The organism is Pseudomonas sp. fls2-241-TYG-175 (assembly GCF_030209155.1).
GTDB classification, from domain to species: Bacteria; Pseudomonadota; Gammaproteobacteria; order Pseudomonadales; family Pseudomonadaceae; genus Aquipseudomonas; species Aquipseudomonas viridiflava.
In genome coordinates, this window is record NZ_JARVSO010000003.1 from 132,686 (window position 1) to 158,015 (window position 25,330).

15 protein-coding genes are annotated in these 25,330 nt (G+C 61.6%); 11 read left to right on the top strand and 4 right to left on the bottom strand.

Going from position 1 to position 25,330, the window contains the following annotated elements:
• Positions 1–402, top strand: a complete 402-nt coding sequence (locus tag QRN20_RS03060; RefSeq protein ID WP_032650323.1) for a YbaN family protein — start codon at positions 1–3, stop codon at positions 400–402.
• A gap of 361 nt (positions 403–763) precedes the next feature.
• Here the strand turns inward: QRN20_RS03060 and QRN20_RS03065 are convergent, their stop codons facing one another.
• Complete coding sequence (locus tag QRN20_RS03065) at positions 764–4,030, bottom strand: retention module-containing protein (RefSeq protein WP_285359992.1); 3,267 nt, start codon at positions 4,028–4,030, stop codon at positions 764–766.
• A 418-nt stretch (positions 4,031–4,448) separates the two neighbouring features.
• On the opposite strand from QRN20_RS03065, the gene QRN20_RS03070 reads away from it, so the two are divergent.
• From QRN20_RS03070 to QRN20_RS03080, 3 genes are read left to right on the top strand one after another with little or no spacing between them, the layout of a single operon-like run.
• Positions 4,449–5,804 (top strand): TolC family outer membrane protein, encoded by a 1,356-nt coding sequence (locus QRN20_RS03070; RefSeq protein ID WP_122425746.1) that lies wholly within the window; start codon positions 4,449–4,451, stop codon positions 5,802–5,804.
• 36 nt (positions 5,805–5,840) lie between these two features.
• Positions 5,841–7,991, top strand: coding sequence for a type I secretion system permease/ATPase (locus QRN20_RS03075; protein ID WP_122606747.1), 2,151 nt, complete (start codon positions 5,841–5,843; stop codon positions 7,989–7,991).
• Between the two features lie 13 nt (positions 7,992–8,004).
• Entirely contained in the window at positions 8,005–9,333 is a 1,329-nt protein-coding gene (locus tag QRN20_RS03080; protein WP_122606608.1) for an HlyD family type I secretion periplasmic adaptor subunit, read from the top strand.
• Between the two features lie 144 nt (positions 9,334–9,477).
• Here QRN20_RS03080 and pap read toward each other — a convergent pair whose 3' ends face one another.
• A complete protein-coding gene (gene pap, locus QRN20_RS03085; protein WP_029241919.1) occupies positions 9,478–10,974 on the bottom strand; it encodes a polyphosphate:AMP phosphotransferase in 1,497 nt (498 codons plus the stop codon).
• A 151-nt stretch (positions 10,975–11,125) separates the two neighbouring features.
• Between pap and mnmC the strand changes: the two genes are divergently transcribed.
• The 7 genes from mnmC to QRN20_RS03120 all read left to right on the top strand — a co-directional run bounded on the left by mnmC (position 11,126) and on the right by QRN20_RS03120 (position 22,594).
• The gene (mnmC, locus tag QRN20_RS03090) at positions 11,126–13,117 is read left to right on the top strand and encodes a bifunctional tRNA (5-methylaminomethyl-2-thiouridine)(34)-methyltransferase MnmC2/FAD-dependent 5-carboxymethylaminomethyl-2-thiouridine(34) oxidoreductase MnmC1 (RefSeq protein WP_122606610.1); all 1,992 of its coding nucleotides are present in this window, start codon (positions 11,126–11,128) and stop codon (positions 13,115–13,117) included.
• A gap of 302 nt (positions 13,118–13,419) precedes the next feature.
• Positions 13,420–14,088 (top strand): ABC transporter ATP-binding protein, encoded by a 669-nt coding sequence (locus QRN20_RS03095; protein WP_122454444.1) that lies wholly within the window; start codon positions 13,420–13,422, stop codon positions 14,086–14,088.
• Position 14,089: 1 nt separating this feature from the next.
• Positions 14,090–16,558 carry an FtsX-like permease family protein gene (locus QRN20_RS03100; RefSeq protein ID WP_285359993.1) on the top strand — a complete coding sequence of 823 codons (2,469 nt, stop codon included), beginning with the start codon at positions 14,090–14,092 and terminating at the stop codon, positions 16,556–16,558.
• A complete protein-coding gene (locus tag QRN20_RS03105) occupies positions 16,548–17,624 on the top strand; it encodes a lipocalin-like domain-containing protein (protein ID WP_122606613.1) in 1,077 nt (358 codons plus the stop codon). The genes QRN20_RS03100 and QRN20_RS03105 overlap by 11 nt, the downstream gene beginning before the upstream one ends.
• 167 nt (positions 17,625–17,791) lie before the next feature.
• A complete protein-coding gene (locus tag QRN20_RS03110) occupies positions 17,792–19,564 on the top strand; it encodes an N-acetylglutaminylglutamine amidotransferase (protein ID WP_004879425.1) in 1,773 nt (590 codons plus the stop codon).
• Between the two features lie 4 nt (positions 19,565–19,568).
• Positions 19,569–21,317, top strand: coding sequence for an N-acetylglutaminylglutamine synthetase (ngg, locus tag QRN20_RS03115; RefSeq protein WP_043304660.1), 1,749 nt, complete (start codon positions 19,569–19,571; stop codon positions 21,315–21,317).
• An 83-nt stretch (positions 21,318–21,400) separates the two neighbouring features.
• Positions 21,401–22,594 carry an osmoprotectant NAGGN system M42 family peptidase gene (locus QRN20_RS03120; RefSeq protein ID WP_285359994.1) on the top strand — a complete coding sequence of 398 codons (1,194 nt, stop codon included), beginning with the start codon at positions 21,401–21,403 and terminating at the stop codon, positions 22,592–22,594.
• 568 nt (positions 22,595–23,162) lie between these two features.
• Here QRN20_RS03120 and efeO read toward each other — a convergent pair.
• Together efeO and efeB are read right to left on the bottom strand one after the other, a co-directional pair.
• A complete protein-coding gene (gene efeO / locus QRN20_RS03125) occupies positions 23,163–23,987 on the bottom strand; it encodes an iron uptake system protein EfeO (RefSeq protein ID WP_004883841.1) in 825 nt (274 codons plus the stop codon).
• Positions 23,988–24,016: 29 nt separating this feature from the next.
• Entirely contained in the window at positions 24,017–25,327 is a 1,311-nt protein-coding gene (gene efeB, locus QRN20_RS03130; RefSeq protein WP_058431107.1) for an iron uptake transporter deferrochelatase/peroxidase subunit, read from the bottom strand.
• Between the last annotated feature and the right edge of the window lie 3 nt (positions 25,328–25,330).

The following is a 25,330-nucleotide window of genomic DNA, read 5'->3' on the forward strand; positions in this document are numbered from 1 at the left end:
ATGGCGCAGGAGTCAACGCGCACCAGCCGTCACCGGTCGGTGCGCTATGTTCTGATGGCCATCGGCTGGCTGAGCGTTGCGCTGGGCGTTGTCGGGATTGTGCTTCCAGTGCTGCCCACGACGCCTTTTCTGCTATTGGCTGCCGCATGTTTCGCTCGCAGCTCCCCTCGTTTCTATCACTGGCTGGTCAATCACAAGCGGCTCGGCCCGTGGATCAAGGACTACCTTGAAGGCCGCGGCATTCCTCTCAAGGGCAAGGTCTACGCGATTGGCACGATGTGGGCCAGTATCAGCCTGTCCTGCTACCTCGTTCCCCTGCCGTGGGCTCGTGGCTTCATGCTGGTCAGTGCAGTGCTGGTAACGGTTTATATCCTCAGGCAGAAGACATTGCGCAGGCATTGAGTTCCTGGACCTTGATGAACCTCAATACCGTGGACGAGTCCCTTTCCTCAAATGCGTAACCCACTGAATAAAAACTACTTTGTGGGAGGCGGCTTGCCGGCGATGCAGTCTGTCAGGAAAATCGCGTCATCGTTCATCGCCGGCAAGCCGCCTCTTATCAAACAACCTGTAAGCCACTGAAGAAACGCGGTTTTGTGGGAGCGGACTTGTCCGCGAAAAGGCCGGTACATCCGACGCATATGCAGTGGCTGAAATACTGCATTCGCGGACAAGTCCGCTCCCACTGAGTTTGCCGCGCGACAGCGCTGCGTCGAAGACGTGGTGGCGTCTCCCACAGTCAGGTGTTTGCCATAGGCAGTCGCTAAACCACATCCACCTTCAACGAATGATCCCCCAGCATGCCGTTGATGATGGTTGCGGTGTCTGCACCTCCGGCAATCCAGCCACCGGCTCCCGGGGTGACTCCGAATTGCGCGGCGAGGTCGACGCCTTCAAGCTCGATGCTCTGGCTCGGATGCCCCCCATCCATGCCCACTTCAAGGGTAGAAACCGGTTGTGTGCCGACACCGTTGACCCGGACATGCAGGAAATCCTCCAGTGTTTCAGCCTTAGCACCCATGCCCTGCAAGAGCTGGGACAGGTCGAGGCTATCGATACCGACGTTGAAATCCGTCACCCGATCATGGCCTGTGTCGCCCGCCAGCCACATGAACCGGTCCTGCCCTTCACCGCCCGTCAGCACGTCGTCGCCCGGCCCGCCGATCAGCACATCGTTGCCGTTGCCGCCGTTCAGGCAATCATGACCGCCCGCCGCAAGCAGCACGTCGTCGCCATCCGTGCCGATCAACGAGGGACCATGCTGGTAATCAATGCTGACCGCCGCAGCGTCCTGTCCGCCATGCGTGTCCTGGATGGAGTAGCTGCCTTGATAACCTGGGGTGGTATTAACCTGACTGTAGTCGATGCTCAGGCCCAATTGGTAATCCATCCCCTCATTGGGCACGCCCGGATCAGGCTGATGGATCAGAATCAGCCGATAGACGCTGTCCTCGCTGGCAGTGAACGAACCGTCCGCCGCCAGACTGTGGAATTCGCCATCGTCCATCTGCCACGCCAGTCCGACCTGATCGGAAAGCTGCCGGGTATCGACCGTCAGCTTTTCACCCGCCTTCAGCTCAACGCTGTACAGGTCCTGATGATTGAAGGTGTCACCCTGCCAGGCACCCAGATAGCCGCTGAGCAGTACGGTGGCCGTCGCTGCATGAGTGACGTGAAAGTCGGAGCGCTGCAGGTCCTTTATCCGGTTTTCCAGTACATCTTCCTGTCCGCAGAACCGGATCGTGGCCAGCCGTGGCGAAGAGAAGTCTGAAGTGGCATCCCGCCAGCCCGTGTGGAACACGGTGGGCGTCGAGCTCAGTGGATCACCGCTGGGCGAATGATCGTTGGCCAGCAACGCAGCGGCGGGCACGTCGATGCTCGGGGCGAGGATGTTGGTAATGATGTGATCGGCAACGGCTTCGGGCGCTGACGTCGGTGCGCAGGGCCGCACATGAATCGACAACGTTGCGCCCGCCAGATCCCCGTCATGGTCACTGAGCACGTAACCGATGTTTTCCGTAACAGGCGTCCGCGAACTGCCCGGCGTGTAACTGAACGCACCGCTCTCCATGTTCACCACCAGGGTGCCGCCCGCCTGGGTGGTCAGGGTCAGCGTGCGGACGGCGCTGTCGAAGTGGGCCTGCCCCGCACTACCGCTCATACTGCCCTGCCCGCTTCGGTCATAGGTGTAGGCCAGCCCATCGACCATCAGTACCTTGACGAAGCCACCGTCGGCACCGAATGTGCCGCCCGCAAGCAGGCTGCCCTCTGTGCTGCCCTGAACCGTGCCACTGAGCACGGCGTTCAGTTCACGCGGCTCCAGAACGATGACCGAGCGCATGTCGGTGCCGGACTGTCCATCGTGTGCGATAGGGTCCAGGTACGTCTGGCTGACGTCGTTGCCGATACCGATGGCGAACGACTTGATGCCGTGAGCATCGAGAAAGGCCGTCCAGATCGCCTGTTCCCCGGCATCGATGCCGTCGCCCTGGCTCGGGTCGGGCTGGTGGTTGGGTTCGGAATGTTCGGGGGACAGCGTAGGGTTGCCGTCCGACAGAAAGTACGCCAGATTCTGCGCGCCCGTCAGACTGCCAGCGCTGAGAAACCCATGCTGTGCAGCCGCCAGTGCTGCGTCGTAGTTGGTCCCGTTGCCAGCCTCCAGTGCATTGATGATGTCCCGGGCAGTCGCCACGTCGACCCAGACTGAACCGGGCAGGTCGGCCTGGCTGTTGAAAGTCACAATCTGCACCCGAACCTCGCCCATGGCGGCGTACTGATCGAGCAACTGGTTGATTGCCTGTTTGGCCAGGTCCAGCCGTGACAGGCCATCGACGCCGCTCGCGCCCTTCATGCTGTCGGAGTTGTCGATGATCAGCAGCAGGTTCGAGTCTTGCGGCACGGGCGTTACCGTCAGTGCAATGTCGGTGGCGAGCGGCTGGTCATCGACAATGACGATGTCCAGCTGTCCAGTGCCCACGTCTCCATCGTGATCGACGGCCACTACCTCAATGGTCTCACCCAGCGTATTGGCACCCTCGCCGTCCGGATGTGCCAGAGGGTTGAGCAAGGTATAGCTGTAACTGACCTGGTAACTGACCGGGTCGTAGCCCGTGATGCTCAGGCTGTTGCCCAGCGCAGTCAGCACAGGCTGGGAGAAGTCCATGACAACGCCCGCCCTGACGATCTCTACGCCGCCGACCACCAGACTCTGCAGACCGTCAGGCGCCCTGACGATGAAGCTGCCGGTCTGGGTCAGCGCCGCCGGATCAGGCGCCGAGCCGCCGCACAGATTGGCTTCGTGAAGCGTCAGTTCGCTGCCCGATACGCTGACGCAGTGATCGACCGGGGGCTCAACGGGCGGTTCGACCGGTGGCTCTATGGGCGGCTCTGTGGGCGGCAACGGGGGTTCGATTACAGGCGGTTCAGTGATAGGCGGTTCTGTAACAGGTGGCTCTGTAATAGGTGGCTCTGTAACAGGCTGTTCTATAACGGGTGGCTCGGTGACCGGCGGCTCGACGAAGGGCGGCTCAGGAGCAGGTGCAATCACGTCATCAGGCAGGGCTGGGGCATCCCCACCGCCACGTGCAAAGACGTCTCGCCCTTCAGGAAAGATCGGTGTCATCACCAACCCCTCGGTGTAAAAGCCGACCACCGGCAGAACCTCGCCTCCGGTTTCGCTGAGCATGACGACCGTGTGCCCTCCACCGCCTGCATTGGCTTCAGACTCACTCGAAGACCCGTGATCATCGGCGGTCACGATGCCGAGTGTCGGGGTCAGCGGGTCTAGGGTCTCGACGTGCGGCGCCTGATCGTCGAGCACGGCCGCATCAAGCAGCACGCGACTGTCACGCCCCAGGGTCAGCTCTCGACCGGTCTCCAGCCGGATAGCGACAGCCCCGTCAGACCCGGCCTGCACCTGTTCGCCGATGAACACCCGATCGCCAGCGACCAGCAGCCTCTTCGCACCGTCGCCCGCTACCGCAAACACATCGCCCAAGACTCTCCACACTGTTCCGATGACGCTCGCCATAGGCTTCTCCACTGTCGTAATGATCAGCGCTGTCACTGCCTGGCAACACGTTCGACTGCGGTACGCGTGTAACGCCTCGGTGCTGAAAAATAATAATCGCCAAAATATCGACATCCCTCGCGCTTGAGGCTCTCAGGAATGAAAACTGTCCACATAGACGCCTGACAATATTTCGTCGGTGCGACGACAACCTTCTATTGACGCCCATAAATTCTTGAAATATCGATTTTCGAGCGAACAACCATCGCTCGAAATGGAAAAACCGCATAAGTTTTTTTTGGCATAACCCTTATGAAAAAAGCGTCTGAGGTTTTCTCAAAGTTGTTCTTAGCTGTGTTGTTAAACGCCTGATACGGCTGACACCACAAGAATCGTCATTTTTCTGGCGATCAGGAACCACCTTACGGAGAAGTCCTCCATGCGCGATTTAACCCCGCTTTACAGTGCTGTTGTCTTTGCAGTGGCCTGTGCGCAAGCGCAAGCCATTTCGCTGACCGAGGCCATTCAAAGCACCCTCGACAATCACCCTGAAGTACAGGCAGGCAAACATGAACGATTGTCGGCAGATGAAGAGCTGAATGTGGCCAAAGGTGGTTATCTGCCAGTGGTTGATGCCATCGCCGCCTACGGCAGACAGAAGAACGACAGCCCGAGCACACGCGCGCTCTATGGGCATAACACCGAAGCCCTGACCTACACCCAGTCGGAACTGCGCCTGCGCCAGTTGTTGTTCGACGGTTTCAACACGCCGAACGAAGTCGGACGCACACAAGCGGTGGTCAACTCGCGGGCCTACTACGTACAAGGGACGTCGCAGAGCCTGGCGTTGCGCGCTGTCGAGGTGTACCTGGAAGTACTCAAGCGCCGTGAGCTGTTGACGCTGGCGAAAAACAACCTGCAAGCCCACTTGCGCATCAATGACCAGATCAATCTGCGCAGCGAGCGAGGCGTCGGCAGCCTGGCAGACCGTGATCAGTCGCTGGCACGTCGCGCCCTGGCGCAGAATAACTTTCACACCGCTCAAGTGGACTTGGCGGACGCTGAAGCCAACTTCGAGAGCGCCGTGGGTCGCCTGCCGGACGAACTGGAATCGCCACCCTCGATCAGGGGCGAAGTACCGCTGAGCCTGAGTGCTGCGCAGCAAAGCATGTTGCTCAACAACCCTTATCTGAAGTCGGCGCAGGCCGATGTCCAGGCGGCCGAAAAACAGTACGAAATTGCCAAGGCTCCTTTCTACCCGCGCTTCGACGCGGAGCTGGCTGTCGGGGCCAACGACAATCTGCAGGGCGAACGCGGCCACGACAACGAATGGCGCGCCGCCGTGGTGATGAATTACAACCTGTTCAACGGCAACCGCGACAAGGCGCGCATGCGCTCCAATGCGCACAAGACCGGTCAGGCAATGGACATTCGCAACAACGCGTTGCGCATGCTCAACGAGAACATGTCGCTGGCCTGGAATGCCATGAGCAACGCCCGTCAGCAGACACCGATTGCCCGTGAATACGTCGAATCGACGACCCGCGTGCGCACGGCTTATCAGGATCAGTTCGGGCTGGGCCAGCGCAGCCTGCTGGATCTGCTGGACAGCGAAAACGAGCTGTACAACGCCAGCCGTCGCTACACCGAAGTGCGTTACACCGAGGAACTGGCCATGTACCGGGTGCTGGCCAGTGAAGGTGAGCTGCTGCGCAAACAGCGTGTGGTACTGCCTGCCGAAGCAGTGGCGCTGAACGAGGTGCAGAGCGAAGCCCGTCTGCCCGAACTCAAATAAGCCGCGAACGGGAGCACGCTCTTGAACAGTCTGAAAATGCCTGATGCCGATATGCATGAAGCATCGTTCACCGAGGTCGAGGACCCATTGCTCGACGGCCTGATGATGCTCTGCCGGTTGCATGGCCGATCCAACAGCCGCGCCAGCCTGAGTGTGGGTTTGCCGATGAGCGATCAGCGGCTGGAACCCTCGCTGATGCCAAGGGCCGCTGCCCGCGCCGGTCTGCAGGCGCGCTGGCTGCGTCGCGATCTGGAACAGATCCACGCGCTGAACCTGCCCGTGCTGCTGTTGCTGAAGGACCAGCATTGCGCGGTGCTGGTGCGTCGTGACGAATCAGGCCGACTGCTGATCCTGCCCTCGGAAAACCAGGGCGGCGAGCAGTGGGTCGCGCCTGAACAACTGGCGCAGCGCTACACCGGTCAGGCGCTGTTCGCCAGCCCGCACCATGAACTGGAACAACTGCGCTCGCCTCTGTTGCCCAGAGTGACCTCCTGGTTTCGCGACACCGCAAGACTGTCCCGAAGACTGTATGGCGACGCGCTTCTCGCCAGCCTGCTGATCAATGTGCTCGGCCTGATGGTCCCCCTGTTCGTCATGCAGACCTACGACCGCGTGGTGCCCAATCAGGCCACCGCGACCCTTTGGGTGCTGGCCATCGGTCTGCTGATGGGCACGCTGTTCGAAATGGGACTGCGCCTGATCCGCGCCCGGCTGCTGGATCAGGCGGGCAGCAAGACTGACCTGATCCTTTCCGCGACGCTGTTCGAGCGCATCGTCGGCATGAACCTCAAGGCGCGCCCGGCCACGGTCGGCGGCTTCGCCCAGAGCATTCATGACTTTCAGGGACTGCGCGAGTTCCTGACCGCCGTGACCCTGACCAGCCTGATCGACCTGCCCTTCGCGATCCTGATGCTGGCGGTCATCGGTCTGCTGGGCGGCTGGCTGGTGTTGATTCCACTGCTGGCCTTTCCGCTGACGGTCGCCTTTGCCTGGGCGATTCAGATTCGTCTGCGTGACACGGTGCAGAAAAGCCTGAGTCTGGGTGCCGCGCGTCAGGCCTTGCTGATCGAAACCCTCGGCGGTCTGGAAACACTCAAGGCCTGCAACGCCCAGAATGAACGTCAGCATCAGTGGGAAAGCACCCACGGCGCCCTGACCCGACTGGACAGCCACGCCCGTCACCTCGCCGCACTGGCCAGCAACGGCACACTGTTCGTGCAGCAGTTCTGCGGCATGGCCACGCTGGTCGCCGGGGTCTACAGCATCATCGGCGGGCACCTGAGCGTCGGTGCGCTGGTGGCGACTTACATGTTGGGGAGCCGGGTGCTCGCGCCGCTCGGGCAAGTCGCGGGGCTGATCACCCGCTACCAGCAAGCGCAACTGACGATGAAAAGCACCGACGCGTTGATGGCATTGCCTCAGGAACAGGCGCCGGAAAAACGCCCGTTGCAAACACCGCCGCTCACAGGCGCGGTGAGCGTCAGCAACCTGCGTTTTGCTTACGAACCCAAGGGTGCGCCGGCCCTGAACGGTATTCGCTTCAGTCTGGAACCTGGGGAACGCGTCGGCATCATTGGCCGCAGCGGTTCGGGCAAAAGCACACTGGCGCGTCTGCTGATGGGGTTTCACACGCCGGACGAAGGTCAGGTGCTGTTCGACAACCTGGACCTGCAGCAGCTGGACATCAGCGAACTGCGCCAACAGATCGGCTACGTCGCCCACGATTTGCCGCTGCTGGCGGGCAGCCTGCGCGACAACCTGTTACTGGGCGCACGCCAGGTGAGCGACACGCGCATGCTTGAAGTGGCGCGCATCACCGGCGTCGATGAGCTGGCGCTGCGTCATCCGCGGGGCTTCGACCGGCCCGTCGGCGAGCGCGGCCAGTTGCTCTCCGGCGGACAGCGGCAGAGCGTATTGCTGGCTCGCGCCCTGCTGCTGGACCCGCCCATTCTGCTGCTCGACGAGCCTACCAGCCATATGGACAACGCCAGCGAAGAACACCTGCGCCAACACCTGCGTCGCCTGATTCCCGGCAAGACCCTGCTGCTGATCACCCATCGTTTGTCGATGCTGACCCTGGTCGACCGCCTGCTGGTACTCGACCACGGCAAGCTGGTTGCAGACGGCCCGAAGGACGCTGTCATCGAAGCACTGCGCAAGGGCCAGATCGGCCCGACGCCGGTTTGAAGGAGGATTGTTCATGACCATGTCCGGCAGCCGTTACGTCGAGCACAGGTTCCTGCCCTATCGGTCTGCCGCGCTGGCCGATCCCTCATCACGCGCCATGAGCCTGACAGTGTGGATTGCCGCCGCACTGTTGCTTGGCGCTTTGCTCTGGGCCGGATTCGCGATACTGGAAGAAGTCACCACCGGAGAAGGCAAGGCCATTCCGTCGAGCAAGGTGCAGGTCATCCAGAACCTGGAAGGCGGGATCGTGAGCGATATTTTCGTGCGCGAAGGCCAAGTGGTGAACAAAGGCGACACCCTGCTGCGCCTCGATGACACGCGATTCATGTCCAGCCGCAGCGAAAGCGAAGTTGACCGTCTGACCCTGACCGCGCAAGTGGAGCGACTGGCCGCCGAGGCCGAAGGTCGTTCGCTGACGTTGCCTGCTGAAGTGACGTCCAGTGCCCCGCAAGTGGCTGCCGACGAGCAGGCGCTGTATGAATCCCGGCAGCGGCGACTGGCCAGCGAGCAACGCACGCTGAATGAGCAACTGCGTCAGAAGACCCAGGAGCTGGCCGAGTTTCGTTCCAAACAGGAGCAGTTTCGCAGCAGCCTGGCGCTGGTTCAGCAGGAGCTGGACATGTCGGCGCCACTGGTCAGCTCCGGCGCCGTTTCACCGGTGGAAATCCTGCGCCTCAAGCGTAACGCGGTGGAGCTTCGCGGCTCGATGAACGCCAACACCCTGGCGATCCCGAGGGCCGAGGCGGCCATCAGTGAAATCAAAAGCCGGGGGCAGGAATCGGAACTCGCGTTTCGCGCTGACGCTGCCCGCGAGCTCAACGAAAAGCGCAACGACCTGGCCCGGATCAGTGCCAGCCGTATCGCCATCGATGACCGCATGAGCCGTACGACAGTGGTGTCGCCGGTGCGCGGCATCGTCAAGACCCTCAAGGTCAACACCATCGGCGGCGTGGTTCAGCCCGGCAGCGACCTGCTGGAAATCGTGCCACTGGAAGACAACCTGCTGATCGAAGCGAAAGTGCGCCCGCAGGACGTCGCCTTCCTGCACCCCGGCCAGAAGGCCATGGTCAAGTTCAGCGCGTATGACTACACCCTTTATGGCGGCCTGCCTGCGCGTCTGGAATTGATCGGCGCCGACACCATCACTGACGACAAGGACAACAGCTTCTATCTGATACAGGTGCGCACCGACAGCAATCACTTGGGCAGCGACAGCAGGCCGCTGCTGATCATCCCCGGCATGATCGCCACCGTGGACATCATCACCGGGGAGAAAAGCGTGCTGGATTACCTGCTCAAGCCGGTACTCAAGGCCCGGGCCGAAGCGTTGCGTGAGCGGTGAGTCGTGCAACGCTTGCTGAAATCTGTAAGCCACTGAAAAAAAGCGATTTTGTGGGAGGCGGCTTGCCGGCGATGCAGCCGACGCGGTCTGTCAGGAAATCGCGTTATCGTTCATCGCCGGCAAGCCGCCTCCCACAGGTTGTTGTTACTTCTTCTTGTCCTTGGCGAACGCAGCCTCAAGCGCTTCGTTAAGCGTGCGCAGTACCTTGACCCGGGCCCAGCGCTTGTCGTTGGCTTCGACCAGCGTCCAGGGTGCGATTTCGGTGCTGGTGCGGTCGACCATTTCGCCGACGGCCTGACGGTATTGCGGCCACTTCTTGCGGTTGCGCCAATCGTCCTCGGTGATCTTGTAACGCTTGAACGGGATCTGCTCACGTTCCTCGAAGCGCTCCAATTGGGTCTGTTCATCGATCGCCAGCCAGAACTTCACGACCACGATGCCGAAATCGGTGAGCTGTTCTTCGAAGTCGTTGATTTCGGAATAGGCGCGCATCCAGTCGGATTCACTGCAGAAACCTTCGACCCGCTCCACCAGCACGCGCCCGTACCAGGAACGGTCAAAAATGGTGAACTTGCCGCGTGCCGGAATCTGTCGCCAGAATCGCCACAGATAAGGCTGAGCGCGCTCGTCCTGAGTCGGTGCGGCAATCGGCACGATGGCGTACTGCCTCGGGTCCAGTGCCGCCGCAACACGACGGATCGCCCCGCCCTTGCCGGCCGCATCGTTGCCTTCGAACACCGCCACCAGCGCATGACGCTTCATCCGCTTGTCGCGCAGGTTGCCGGACAGGCGCGCCTGCTCGGTGATCAGCGCTTCCTTGTAATCATCCTTTTCCAGACTGCGGCTCAGGTCGAGGCTGTCCAGCAGGGTCAGCTCTTCGTCGTGGCTCGCCTGCGGTCCTGCGCTCTGCGACTTGACCTCAGGTTCGACCTTGTTCAGTGCCGCTTGCATGCCTTCGAGCAGCAAGCGCCCGACGGTGAGGCTGCGATAATTGGCGTCCACGCCTTCAATGACATGCCAAGGCGCGTATTCGCGGCTGGTGCGGCGCAACACACGCTCACCGAAGCGCACGAACTTGTCGTAGGTCCGGGACTGCTGCCAGTCCAGCGGGCTGATGCGCCAGCTGTGCAACGGGTCGTCCTTCAGCGTCTTGAGGCGCAACTTCATCTGCTTCTTGGACAGGTGAAACCAGAACTTGAAGATCACCGCACCTTCATCGCAGAGCATCTTTTCCAGACGTTCGGCACCGCTGATGGCCTGATCCAGCACCGCATCCTTGAAACGACCATGCACCCGGCCCTGCAGCATCTGGCTGTACCAGTTGCCGAAGAAAATCCCCATCCGCCCTTTCGCGGGCAATTGCCGCCAGTAGCGCCAGACCGGTGGATGGGCCAGTTCTTCGTCAGTCTGCTGATCGAAGGTGCGCACTTCGATATAACGCGGGTCCATCCACTCGTTGAGCAGCTTGACGGTCTCGCCCTTGCCCGCGCCTTCGATGCCATTGATCAGCACGATAACCTGACGTCCGGCCTGCTCATGCAGATCGTACTGGGCTTCGAGCAACGCCTCGCGCAAGGCTGGCACGGCGGCCTCGTAGGTTTCGTCGTCGATGGCGTGACCGATTTCAGCGGATTCAAACATGCACTGCTCCCTTCATGATCGGGGCCGGGGATGATGGCCAGATGCATATAGTGACCACCGAATGCCCACATGGGTCAATCGGTGCAACAGCAATGCCGCTTTTATCCGCACACACGGCTAAAATGCGGCCATTGCCACCGCTGAGCCGAACATGACCATTACCCGCCACGCCCAGATCGACTGGGACGAACAAGGCAATCCGCATTCGCGTACGTTTTCCGATGTGTACTTTTCCACCGAATCCGGTCTTGAAGAGACGCGCCATGTGTTTCTGGTGCAGAACGACCTGCGCCGACGCTTTACGGAATTGCCGGAAGACGGACGGCTGATCATCGGCGAAACCGGTTTCGGCACCGGGCTCAATTTCCTTTGCGCCTGGCAGTTGTTCGATGAATGCGCCCGCCCCGGTGCAAGAATGCAGTTCGTCAGCGTCGAAAAATACCCGTTGAGCCGCGACGACCTGCAACGTGCGCTGGCCTTGTGGCCGGAGCTGGCGGCGTTCGCAGATCCTTTGCTTGATCAGTACGTGGCCGTGCATGAGGGCTTTCAGCGCATGGTGTTCGATCAGGGCCGGATCACGCTGACTCTGCTGATCGGCGATGCGCTGGACATGCTGCCGCAACTGGACGGCCAGATCGATGCGTGGTTTCTCGATGGTTTCGCGCCCGCGAAAAATCCCGAGATGTGGACACCGGAGCTGTTTGCCGAGCTGGCGCGACTGTCGACGACAGCGACGACCATCGGCACCTTCACCAGCACCGGCTGGGTACGCCGCGCACTGAATGCTGCGGGTTTCAAGATGAAGCGCGTGCCGGGGATCGGTCATAAATGGGAAGTGCTGCGCGGTACGTACATCGCGTGGCCTGAAGAGGCCGTCCCTGTGCCCGCCGCCAAACCGTGGTTCGCCCGCCCGCCTGCGCTGCACAATGAGCGTAAGGCATTGGTGATCGGCGCCGGGCTGGCCGGTTGCGCCACGGCCGAGAGCCTGGCGAACAGGGGCTGGCAGGTGAGCCTGCTGGAGCGCCATGCCGCGCCCGCGCAGGAAGCGTCGGGCAATCCGCAGGGCGTGCTGTACCTCAAGCTGTCGGCGCACGGCACGGCATTATCCCAATTGATTCTCAGCGGGTTCGGGCATACCCGGCGCCTGCTAGAACGCTTGCAGCGCGGTGTGGACTGGGACGGTTGCGGTGTGCTGCAACTGACCTTCGACGACAAGGAAGGCAAACGTCAGGCACAACTGGCCGAGGCCTTTCCCGAATCGCTTCTGCACCTGCTGGACCAGTCTGCGGCCCAAGCACGCAGCGGTATCCGGCTGGCCAGCGGCGGGCTGTTTTACCCGGAAGGTGGCTGGGTTCATCCGCCTGCCCTCTGCGACAGGCAGGCCACTCACCCGAACATTCGGTTGATCGCTCATCACGAGGCGCTGGAACTGCGTCAGGTCGGTGGGCAGTGGCAGGCGTGGGATAACGAGCGCTTGATCGACAGCGCGCCAGTCGTGGTGCTGGCCGGTGCCGCCGACATCAAACAGTTTCCGCAAAGCGCGGAGTTGCCGCTCAAGCGCATTCGCGGGCAGATCACTCGCCTGAAGGAGACCGAGGCCAGCACGACATTGAGCACGGTGGTCTGCGCCGAAGGTTACGTCGCGCCCGCGCGGCTGGGTGAGCATACGCTGGGGGCAAGCTTCGACTTCAACAGCGTCGATCTGACGCCCAATCTGGCCGATCATCTGGGCAATCTGCAGATGCTGGAAGAGATTTCCCACGATCTTGTACAGCGTCTGGAAGCAGCAGACCTGCCACCCGAGCAACTGCAAGGCCGCGCCGCGTTTCGCTGCACCAGCCCGGATTACCTGCCCATCGTCGGCCCGCTGGCGAACCGGGAAGCTTTTCTCGACGCCTTCGCCGCGCTGGGTAAGGATGCGCGTCAGGTGCCGAACGTCGCCTGTCCCTGGCTGGACGGTTTTTACGTCAATAGCGGCCACGGCTCACGCGGATTGATCACCGCCCCGTTATGCGCCGAGCTGCTCGCCGCCTGGCTCGACAACGAACCGCTGCCGCTGCCTCGCAGCGTCGCCGAAGCCTGTCACCCGAACCGGTTCGCCTTGCGCGGGTTGATTCGGGGCGAGCATAAAGTCTCTGACTGAATGCGTACCCGTGGGAGGCGGCTTGCCGGCGATGGCGTCAGCTCAGTCGCTGATGTGTTGCTTCGGAAAATGCATCGCCGGCAAGCCGCCTCCCACAGTCCGTTGGTTGCAGCAAGACTTGTGTATAACGATGAGTGCAGAGCGATAAGCATGCAGCCCGTAAGGCTCTGCGTCACATTCCCGGCCTTACGCGAGTGTTCAGCGGAACACGCTGCCCTCAGCGCAATCAGTACTAAGCCACTCAGCGACGCACACTCGCTCAGCCGCTATCCTTATTGTCAGTACAGCCAGTCGAGCCCCTCATGTTGCAAGTGCGAGACGTATTCAAGAATTACACCACGGCTCAAGGCCCATTGGCGGTTTTGCGGGGTGTCGATCTGCACATGGCGCGCGGTGAAAGCCTGGCGTTGATGGGCGAATCGGGCAGTGGCAAGAGCACGCTGTTGCATCTGGTTGCCGGGCTCGATCAGGTTGACTCAGGCACGATCGAAATCGCCGGGCAACGTCTGGACCTGATGAACGAAAGCCAGCTGGCAAACTGGCGGCGTACGGAAATCGGTCTGGTGTTCCAGCAATTCAACCTGATCGGCAGCCTCAAGGTTGCCGATAACCTGGCGTTTCAGGCGCGTCTGGCCGGGCGCTACGACCCGGTTTGGCAGGCACGGCTGGTCGAGCGCCTGGGCCTGGATGCGCTGCTGGACCGTTACCCCGAGCAGTTGTCCGGCGGCCAGCAGCAACGTGTCGCCATTGGCCGCGCCCTTGCCTCCCGGCCGAGTCTGCTATTGGCGGACGAACCCACTGGAAACCTCGACGAAACCACCAGTGGCGAAGTGCTGCAATTGTTGCTGGACCTGCTCGACGACAGCGCAACCACCCTCCTGATGGTCACTCACAGCCCGCGCGTTGCGGCACGACTGGCGCGCACACAGGTGCTGCATCTGGGCCGCCTGGCGAACGAAGGCGAGCGCTGACATGCGGGTGTTTTACTGGACCTTGCGCGCCCTGCTCAGTCACTGGCGACGCCACCCCGTGCAGTTCTTCAGCGTGCTGACCGGGCTGTGGCTGGCGACGGCACTGCTGACCGGCGTGCAGGCGCTGAACAGTCAGGCACGGGAAAGCTATCAGCAGGCCAGCCAGTTGATTGGCGGCCAACCGCAGTCCTCCATCGAAGCGGCCGACGGCAATGTGTTCTCACAGGACCTGTTCATTCAATTGCGTCGTGCAGGCTGGCCGGTGTCGCCCATGGTGCAGGGCCGGATCGCGCTCAAAGGGCACGAAGACCAACGGCTTCAGCTGATGGGCATCGAGCCAGTGACCTTACCCAAAGGCTCCTCACTGGCGGGGCAAAGGCTTGATGCGCAACAGGTCGTGGACTTCCTTGCGCCGCCGGGGACGACCTGGATCTCGCCGCAGACCCTGCAGGCGCTGAACCTCAAGGAAGGCCAGCAGCCTCTGGCGGAAAACGGCGAATCGCTGCCGCCTCTGCGCGTGACGCCGGACATGGCCCCCGGCCTGCTGCTCACCGACATCGGTTTTGCCCAGCCGCTGCTCGGTGCCAACGGCCAACTGTCTAGGCTGCTATTGCCCGAGGGATTCTCAGCGCCCATGCCTGCTCCGCTGGCAGGCAAACTGGTGATGAGGAAAGCGGGCGAAGAAAACAATCTTGAGCGCCTGACCGAAAGCTTTCACCTGAACCTGAATGCACTGGGTGTGCTGTCGTTCATCGTCGGGCTATTTATCGTACACGCGGCGATCGGCCTGGCGCTCGAGCAACGCCGCGGCCTGCTGCGCAACCTGAGAGCCTGCGGGGTTACCGCCCGATTGCTGATTGCAACGCTGGGCATGGAGTTGGGTGTTCTGGCACTGCTCGGCGGCCTCCTTGGGGTGATCAGCGGCTACTTGCTGGCAAGCCTGCTGCTGCCGGACGTCGCCGCCAGCTTGCGAGGGCTTTACGGCGCCGAAGTCGCCGGGCAACTGAATCTGAGCGCAGGGTGGTGGTTCAGCGGCATCGGCGTCAGTCTGCTCGGAGCGTTGCTGGCAGGTGCCAACAGCCTGCTGCGTGCAGCGCGTCTGCCCTTGCTGGCACTGGCTGACGCGCAGGCCTGGCAGCAGGCTCACGCTCGCTGGCTGCGACGCCAGGGCTGGGTCGCCGTGATCTGCGCAGTCATCGCGCTGTCTGCCCTGCTGCTGGGCCAGTCGTTGTTGCTGGGGTTCGTGCTGGTGAGTTCGATACTGCTCGGCGCTGCGCTCGGTCTGCCTGTACTGCTGGATGCAGTGCTCGGCACGCTGCTCAAACGCAGCCGTTCGGTCACAGGCCAATGGTTCCTGGCCGATTGCAGACAGCAGTTGCCTGCACTGAGCCTGGCGCTGATGGCACTGCTGCTGGCGATGGCCGCCAATATCGGCGCGGGCAGCATGACCTCGGGCTTTCGTGAAACCTTCAACAGTTGGCTGGAGCAGCGCCTGACCGCTGAACTGTACGTCAGCCCGCAGAACCCTGCTCAGGCCGAGCCGCTGCAGACCTGGCTGAACCAGCAACCGGAGATCAAGGCCGTGCTGCCGAACTGGCAGGTGCCAATCCGCCTGCAAGGCTGGCCCGCCGATCTGTTTGGCGTGATTGATCACACAACTTATCGCCAGCATTGGGAGTTGCTTGAAGCCTCGAACGATGCCTGGGGTCAGTTGGCCAGTCAGGACACCATCATGCTCAGCGAGCAGATGGCGCGTCGTCTCAAGCTGGGGCTGGACGACACGTTGAACATTCCCTTGCCGACAGGCCAATGGTCGGCACGTATCGTGGGTATCTATGCCGATTACGGCAACCCCAAGGGCCACTTGCTGGTCAACGCCAGGCACCTGCTCGCTCACTGGCCGAACCTGACGCCCGTGCGCTTCAATCTGCGAATCGATCAGCTCGCCATCGCACCGTTGATCACTGCGCTAAGGGAGCAATTTGTGCTGGATGACAGCCACATCATCGACCAGAGCCAGCTGAAAAGCTGGTCCAGTCAGGTATTCGAGCGCACGTTCGCAGCCACCGCTGCACTCAATAGCCTGACCCTGGGCGTGGCCGGGATAGCGCTGCTCATCAGCCTGCTGACCCAAAGCCAGAGTCGCCTCGGTCAGCTCGCGCCGCTGTGGGCGATGGGCGTGACTCGACGCAAACTGATGCTGCTCAATCTGGGGCAGACGTGGATGCTGGCGGTACTGACTCTGCTGCTGGCTTTGCCATTGGGCATAGCGCTGGCCTGGTGCCTGAATGCGGTCATCAATGTGCAGGCATTCGGCTGGCGATTGCCGCTTCGGATTTTCCCGCTGCAATTGCTGCAACTGATGTTGCTTGCGATGGTAGCGACCTTGCTGGCTTCGGCCTGGCCGCTGTTCAAGCTGTACAGAAGTCGTCCAAGCGATCTGTTGAGGACGTTTGCCCATGAACGCTAGATGGCTGCTCCTTATGCTGGCTCTATTGCTGAGCGCCTGCGACGACAAGCCGATGCCGGACAACGGTTTCGCCGGGCTGGGCAACACCGCGGACGCTTACAGCCAGGTCACACCGGGCCGGGTGTTTTCGTTCCCGCAGGATCATGGACAGCACCCCGGTTTCCGCCTCGAATGGTGGTACATCACTGCCACCCTCAAGGACGACAAGGGCGAGCAGTTCGGCGTGCAGTGGACGCTGTTTCGCAACGCCATACGGCCAGGCACTCAGACCGGCAGCGGCTGGAACGACGGCACGATCTGGCTGGGGCACGCTGCGGCCACATCAGCGACTCGGCATTACGTGGCAGAGCGCTACGCCCGTGGCGGTGTCGATCAGGCCAATGTCACCACAGCGCCGTTCTCGGCGTGGATCGACGACTGGTCGATGAGCAGCGACTCGCACACTGACGATCCGCTGGCAAGCGTCCAACTGAAGGCCAGCGGCAAGGATTTCCGCTATCACCTGAATCTCACGACGGCCCAGCCAGTGGTGCTGCAAGGCAAGGAAGGCTACAGCCGGAAATCCGATGCAGGACAGGCGTCGTACTACTACAGCCAACCGTTTTTCGATGCCAAGGGCAGCGTCGAGATCGAAGGCAAAACCTATCAGGTCACCGGCAACGCATGGCTGGACCGGGAATGGAGCAGCCAGCCGCTCACTGCCGATCAGACTGGCTGGGACTGGTTCTCCCTGCAACTGGCAGGTGGCGACCGGTTGATGCTCTACAGGATTCGCCAAAACAACGCTAAGCCCTATGTGACAGGCAACTGGATCGGCGCCGATGGCACCACCCGGTTACTGAGCGCTGACGAAATCAGCCTTGAACCCCTCAAGACCACAACCATCGACGACCATCAGGTGCCCACAGTCTGGTCGGTCAAGGTCCCCGGCAAGCATCTGGACATCACCACCGAAGCGCTCAATCCCAAGGCCTGGATGGGCATGAGCATTCCCTACTGGGAGGGGCCTGTGAGGTTCCATGGCAGCCAGAGCGGTGTGGGCTATCTGGAAATGACAGGGCATTGATTCCGGTCACCGGCCAGTCCAATCCATGCGCCTGATACCGGAACCACGTCCAGAGAGCCCTGATCTTTATAACTTTTTGTTCTAAAACTACCGCCTTTGCCTCGGGTCAGTTTCTGGGTGGCTGGACTTTCTCAGCCACCTCCCCAACGGAAACCCGGTAAGGACTTATGTGCGGATTAGCAGGTGAACTACGTTTCGACCATCAACCAGCGGACCTTGCCGCTGTTGAACGCATTACCCATGAGCTGGCGCCTCGCGGCCCGGATGCGTGGGGTTTTCACAGCCAGGGGCCGATTGCCCTTGGTCATCGCCGACTGAAAATCATGGACCTGTCCGATGGGTCGGCGCAGCCGATGATCGACAGCCACCTTGGCCTGTCCATGGCCTTCAACGGTGCGATCTACAACTTCCCGGAACTGCGCGCCGAGCTGGAAGCGCTGGGCTATCAGTTCCATTCCGGTGGCGATACCGAAGTGCTGCTCAAGGGCTACCACGCGTGGGGCGCAGACATGCTGCCCAAGCTCAACGGCATGTTCGCGTTCGCTATCTGGGAGCGTGACAGCAAGCGCCTGTTCATCGCCCGCGACCGTCTGGGCGTCAAGCCGCTGTACCTGTCGAAGACCGACAAGCGTCTGCGTTTCGCCTCGTCGCTGCCTGCGCTGCTCAAGGGCGGCGATATCAGCCCAATGCTCGATCCGGTCGCGCTCAACCATTACCTGAACTTCCACGCCGTGGTGCCTGCGCCACGCACGCTGCTGGCAGGTGTCGAGAAACTGCCACCGGCCAGCTGGATGCGCATCGACGCCAGCGGTCAGGTCGAGCAGAAAGTCTGGTGGACGCTGCCGTACGGTCCTCATGAGGACGAGAAAAACCTCACCCTGGAAGACTGGCGCGACCGCGTGCTCGACAGCACCCGCGAAGCCGTGGCGATTCGTCAACGTGCTGCGGTGGATGTCGGCGTGCTGCTGTCGGGCGGTGTCGATTCCAGCATGCTGGTCGGTCTGCTGCGCGAAGTGGGCGTCGAAGACCTGTCGACCTTCTCCATCGGTTTCCAGGATGCCGGTGGCGAGCGCGGCGACGAGTTCCAGTATTCAGACCTCATCGCCAAGCATTACGGCACCCGTCACCATCAGTTGCGCATTCAGGAAAGCGAGATCATCGAGCAATTGCCCGCTGCCTTCCGTGCGATGAGCGAGCCGATGGTCAGCCACGACTGCATCGCCTTCTACCTGCTGTCGCGTGAAGTGGCCAAGCATTGCAAGGTCGTTCAGAGCGGCCAGGGTGCTGACGAGCTGTTCGCCGGTTACCACTGGTATCCGCAGGTTGACGGTGCGAGCGATCCGGTTGCCGCCTATCGCGACGCCTTTGTCGACCGCAGCTACGCAGAATATGCAGAAACCGTGCAGCCGAAGTGGCTGACCGCCAACGACGCAGCCGGTGATTTTGTCCGTGACCACTTTGCCCAGCCGGGCGCGAGCGCCGCTGTCGACAAGGCCCTGCGTCTGGACAGCACCGTGATGCTGGTGGATGACCCGGTCAAACGTGTCGACAACATGACCATGGCCTGGGGCCTGGAAGCGCGTACGCCGTTTCTGGACTACCGTCTGGTCGAACTGTCCGCCCGCATTCCTGGCAAGTTCAAGCTGCCGGACGGTGGCAAGCATGTGCTCAAAGAAGCGGCGCGCATGGTCATTCCATCCGAAGTGATCGATCGCAAGAAAGGCTATTTTCCGGTGCCCGGTCTCAAGCACTTGCAGGGCGATACCCTGAATTGGGTGCGCGAGTTGCTGACCGATTCCAGTCAGGACCGTGGTCTGTTCAATCCGGCCATGATCGACAAACTGCTGACCAATCCGGAAGGTCAACTCACCCCGCTGCGTGGCTCGAAGCTGTGGCAGTTGGCAGCGCTGAACCTGTGGCTCAGCGAACAAGGACTGTGATCCCATGAAACAGAATGCGACGACTTACAGCCAACGCCTGTTGCGCCGACAGTCGCCCTCGTACGAACGTCTGCAGGCACGGTTTGCCGAAGATGGCAGTCTGCTGGAGGCCGAGCCCCTGGCGCTGCACTGCGGCTGGGGCCGCCTGCTGATCGGCCACACCTACCCTGATCCGGCTGCGCTGGCTCAGGAGTTGCTGAACGAGAAACCGGGTGAGCGTGATATTGCGCTCTACGTGGCTGCGCCCCAACAGGTGCTGGCCCAGTCTCCGCAGCAACTGTTTCTTGATCCGTCGGACACGCTGCGTTTGTGGTTCAGCGACTACCGCCCGGCGCAACGGGTGTTTCGCGGCTATCGCATTCGTCGCGCGCAGAGCGAGTCGGACTGGCAGGCCATCAACAACCTGTATCTGGCACGCGGCATGTTGCCGATCGATCATTCGCTGCTGACGCCGCGTCATCAGGGCGGTCCGGTGTACTGGATCGCCGAGGATGAGAGCACCAATACCGTGATCGGCAGTGTGATGGGACTCAACCATCAGAAAGCCTTCAACGACCCGGAAAAAGGCAGCAGCCTGTGGTGCCTGGCAGTCGATCCGCAGTGCACGCGTCCGGGTGTGGGTGAGGTGCTGGTCCGACATCTGGTCGAGCACTTCATGAGCCGTGGCCTGAGCTACCTTGACCTCTCGGTCCTGCATGACAACGAACAGGCCAAGGCGCTGTACGCCAAGCTGAATTTCCGTAACCTGCAGACCTTCGCCATCAAGCGCAAGAACGGCATTAACGAGTCGCTGTTCCTCGGTCCTGGCCCGCAGGCGGAATTCAACCCTTACGCGCGAATCATCGTCGAAGAAGCTCATCGGCGTGGGATCGACGTACAGGTCGATGATGCGGACGCTGGACTTTTCACCCTCAGCTACGGCGGGCGTCGCATTCGCTGCCGCGAGTCGCTGAGCGATCTGACCAGTGCCGTGAGCATGACCCTGTGTCAGGACAAAAGCCTGACGCACCGCGCTCTGAAGGCAGCCGGTCTGCGCCTACCTGCTCAGCAACGCGCTGGCAGCGAGGAACAGAATCGCGCTTTTCTTGAAGAGCACGGCCAGATTGTGGTCAAGCCGCTGGACGGCGAGCAGGGCCAAGGCGTTGCCGTTGACCTGCGCACGCCGGAAGATGTACAGAACGCCATCGAGCAGGCGAAGCAGTTCGACAGCCGCGTGATTCTGGAAAGTTTTCACGAAGGTCTGGACCTGCGCATCGTGGTGATCGGTTTCGAAGTGGTTGCCGCAGCGATACGCCGCCCGGCCGAGATCATTGGCGATGGTCGCCATACCATCAAGCAGTTGATTGAAGCCCAGAGCCGTCGTCGCGAGGCTGCGACCGATGGCGAGAGCCGCATCCCCATGGATGGCGAGACCGAACGCACCGTGCGCGAGGCCGGCCACGACTACTCCACAGTTCTGCCGATGGACGAGCGTCTGGCTGTGCGCCGCACCGCCAACCTGCACACCGGCGGCTGCCTGGAAGACGTCACGGCCATTCTCCATCCTGTACTGGTGGACGCCGCTGTAAGGGCTGCCCGCGCACTGGACATTCCGGTGGTCGGCCTGGACCTGATGGTTCCGGCTGCCGACCAGCCGGAGTATGTGTTCATCGAAGCCAATGAGCGCGTCGGACTCGCTAACCACGAGCCTCAACCGACCGCCGAACGCTTCGTCGACCTGCTGTTTCCGCACAGCCTGCCTGCGCACAACTAGACAGCTACAAGCGCTGGACCGAAGCGGCGACTGTATTGCCGCTTCGGCCCGCTGCTTTCCGATTGACCCAATAGGAGCCTTCCATGACCCCTGCAAATATCCCCGATCCGGATCTGAAGTACCTGCAGAAAGTGCTGTTGGAAATGCTCGCGATCCCAAGCCCGACCGGCTTCACCGATACCATCGTGCGCTACGTCGCCGAACGTCTCGAAGAAATTGGCATTCCGTTCGAACTGACGCGCCGCGGCACCATTCGCGCCACGCTCAAGGGCAAACAGAATTCACCCGACCGTGCCGTTTCCGCGCACCTGGACACCATCGGTGCCAGCGTCCGTGAGGTCAAGGACAACGGCCGCCTGGCCCTCGCCGCCGTCGGCTGCTGGTCGAGCCGCTTTGCCGAAGGCAGCCGGGTGAGTGTGTTCACCGACACCGGCATCATTCGTGGCAGCGTGTTGCCGCTGATGGCTTCGGGACACGCATTCAATACCGCAGTCGATGAAATGCCGATCAGCTGGGACCACGTCGAACTGCGTCTGGACGCCTACTGCACCACGCGCGCCGACTGTGAGTCACTGGGGATCGGCATCGGCGACTTCGTTGCCTTCGATCCACTGCCGGAGTTCACCGAAAGCGGCCACATCAGCGCCCGTCACCTTGACGACAAGGCCGGTGTTGCGGCCCTCTTGGCCGCGCTGAAATCCATCGTCGACAGTGGCGCAGAGCTGTTGATCGACTGCCACCCGCTGTTCACCATCACCGAAGAAACCGGTACGGGTGCCGCAGGCGTGTTGCCGTGGGACGTGAGCGAATTTGTCGGCATCGACATCGCACCGGTCGCGCCGGGCCAGCACTCCAGCGAGCATGCGGTCAGCGTGGCGATGCAGGATTCGGGCGGCCCTTACGACTATCACCTGTCGCGCCACCTGCTGCGTCTGGGCGTGGACAATGAACTGCCGGTGCGTCGCGACCTGTTCCGTTACTACTACAGTGATGCGCACTCGGCCGTCACCTCGGGCCACGACATCCGCACTGCCCTGCTGGCATTCGGCTGCGACGCGACCCATGGCTACGAGCGTACGCACATCGACAGCCTTGCGGCCCTGAGCAAACTGCTGGGCGCCTACATGCTCAGCCCGCCGGTCTTTGCCAGCGATGCCAAACCGGCCCAGGCCTCACTGGATCAGTTCAGCCATCAGATCGAGCACGACGCGCAGATGGAATCCGACACACGGGTGCCGCCGGTAGACAGCCTGATCGGGCAGAATCGCGAGGAATAAACGCCTTCAGATCGCAGCTATGGTTTTCGCTGCACACTTATAGCGGTACACAAGTCACCTGGCTCTCCAGTGAGACAGCGGCACTGCCGTGCTTTTTTGCGCGATAGTGCGGACACCGCCGATTGCGACGTGGGTGAAGGCTGAGTCCTGGCGCTGATTCGGGGGGCAATCGGCATGGATGCCGATTGAGCTGCACTGGGCCATGGATGGCCCATTTGCAGCGACCCCCGAATCAGTGTCAGGACGAAGGAACCCCGGCGAAGCCGGGGCCGGAACCGGAGCGAAGGACTTTGGCTACTTTGGTCCCTCAAAGTAGCGCGCCGTAAGGGCGCAAAGGTGACCTGAGCCATGCGCTCGGCTCACTGAATCCACAGTCTGTGCCATTTGTGACGCGGAGCGTCACGGGAGGCATACCCACGCAGAGCGATGGGCACGATCAGTGTTGAGGCGGATTTGTGTATAACGATGAGCGCGGAGCATGGGCACGATCAGTGGGCTTGAGATCGCTGATCGTTCCCACGCCAGCGTGGTAACGCCGCTCAGGACGCTCCGCGTCCGCAGCTGAATGTCAGTTCAGCCCCAGTTTGCCGCGCAGGGTCGAGAGGTCTTCGGCCAGGGTGTTGACCGGGCCGACGAGGGCCTTGCGGTCGTTCTCCTTGACCTTGTCGTAGGTTTCAAAGCCGCCGTCCTTTGTCTTGTACTTGGCCAGGATCTTCTCCACCGTGGCAAAGTTCTTGTCGACCTTGCCGGCGAATGCCTTGTCCTGCTGTTCGATCTGCGGGCGGAACAGGTCGACGATTTTCTTCGCGCCGTCGATGTTGCCCTGGAAGTCATACAGGTCGGTGTGGCTGTAACGGTCTTCTTCGCCGGAAATCTTCGTTGCCGCCACTTCTTCCAGCAGCGCCGCTGCGCCACCGACTACTTTCTCAGGCGGGAAGGTCAGGTCGGCCACGCGCTTTTCCAGGTCCTTGACGTCGCTCATCAGCTTGTCCGCGATAGGGCCTTGGTCTTTCGTGGTGTTCTGCGAGAACAGCGCGTATTCCAGACGATGGAAACCGGTGAAGTCTTCAGCCGTCACGCCTTGCTCGTGGTCGTCGACCCGTGAGTCGATGGACGCGTCCAGGTCACTGAACAGCTCGGCAATCGGCTCGACGGATTCGTAGAACACACGCGTCGGTGCATACAGCTTCCTGGCAGTCGCCAGGTCGCCTTTCTTCACCGCGTCGGTGAATTTCTGTGTGTGGCTGACCAGTTCATCGATGTTCTCGGTGACGTAGATCTTGTAATCCGAAACCGGGCCGACCAGATCCAGCGGCGCCGTGGCAGCGAAGGCGGCCAGCGGAGTCTGGAGCAGGCCAAGGGTCAGCAGCAAAGCCAGAGGCGTCTTTTTCATGGTGCTCTTCCGGGTGAGGAGGTTGAAGGTCATGCGGTTTGGGTTTTCGATACGGCCGCCAGCAAGGAGCGTCCGATGAAGTCTTTGTCGTCGGTCACGCCCGGCAGGGTGAAGAAATAGCCGCCACCGACCGGCTTGAGGTACTCCTCGAGCGGCTCGCCGTTGAGGCGGTTCTGCACGGTGATGAAGCCTTTTTCCAGGTCCGCCTGATAGCAGATGAACAGCAACCCCATGTCCAGCTGACCGTTCTTGTTCACGCCGTTGGAGTAGTTGAACGGGCGACGCAGGATCAGGTTGCGCTGAGTCTCTGCGGTGCGAGGGTTGGCCAGACGGATGTGCGAATCCAGACGGGTCTTTTTGCCTTCCGGGTCGGCGGCATAGTTGGGCACGTCGGTTTCGACCTTGCCGTCCATGGGCGCGCCGGTGCTTTTGGTGCGGCCGAAGATCGACTCCTGTTCCTGCAAGGGGGTCCGGTCCCAGCGCTCGACGAAATTGCGGATGATGCGCACGGCCTGATAGCTGCCGTTGGCGGCCCAGGTCGGTTCGTCGCTGCCCGGTTGCACCCAGACCAGCTCGTTCATGGTCTTCTGGTTATTGGAATCCGGGTTGGCCGAACCGTCCCGGAAGCCCAGAAAGTTGCGGGCGCTTTCAGGTGGCTGGCCGGGTTTCTTCGGCGCCTGCGGCGGCACGGTGCCTTCCTGTTTCCAGCGCACCAGCAATAGGTCGGGCAGGTTCTTGACGATGTCGCGCAGGGCATGGATGTTGCTGTCGGCGGTGTTGGCGCAGAACTGGATACTCAGGTCGCCATGGCAGCTGGAAGGCTCCAGCGCGTCGTTGGGGAAGCCGACCATGCGGCTCAGGCGCAGGGGTTTCACGTCGGTCAGACCGAAGCGTTCATCGAACAGCGATTCGCCCACCGACACGGTGATGGTCAGGTTATCGGGCGTGACAACCGGTCCGAGGATGCCGGAGTCCAGCGGTGGCAGTTTCGGATCGACATCCGGCACCGGGCCGCCCGTCATCAGGAAGGCGATGCGCTCGTTCAGGGTGCGGAACAGGCGCTCGAGGTCTTCGCGATCCGAGGCCAGCACGTCGAACGCCACAAACATACCGGCAGCGGGGCGCGGGTTAACGATGCCGGTCTGGTGCAGGCCGTGGAACGCGTTACGGTCCTCGGTCTTGTCGCTGTTCGGCGCTTCGGTGACTTGCGCGGGGGCTGCGGCCAGAACATTGCCGCTCAGGCTGCTGCCGGCCAGTGCGGCCCCGGCAGCGCCGAGACCCATCAGAACGCGACGGCGCTGAATCGAGGCGGGTGCATTATTGGCGTCGGGAGTTTTCATGAG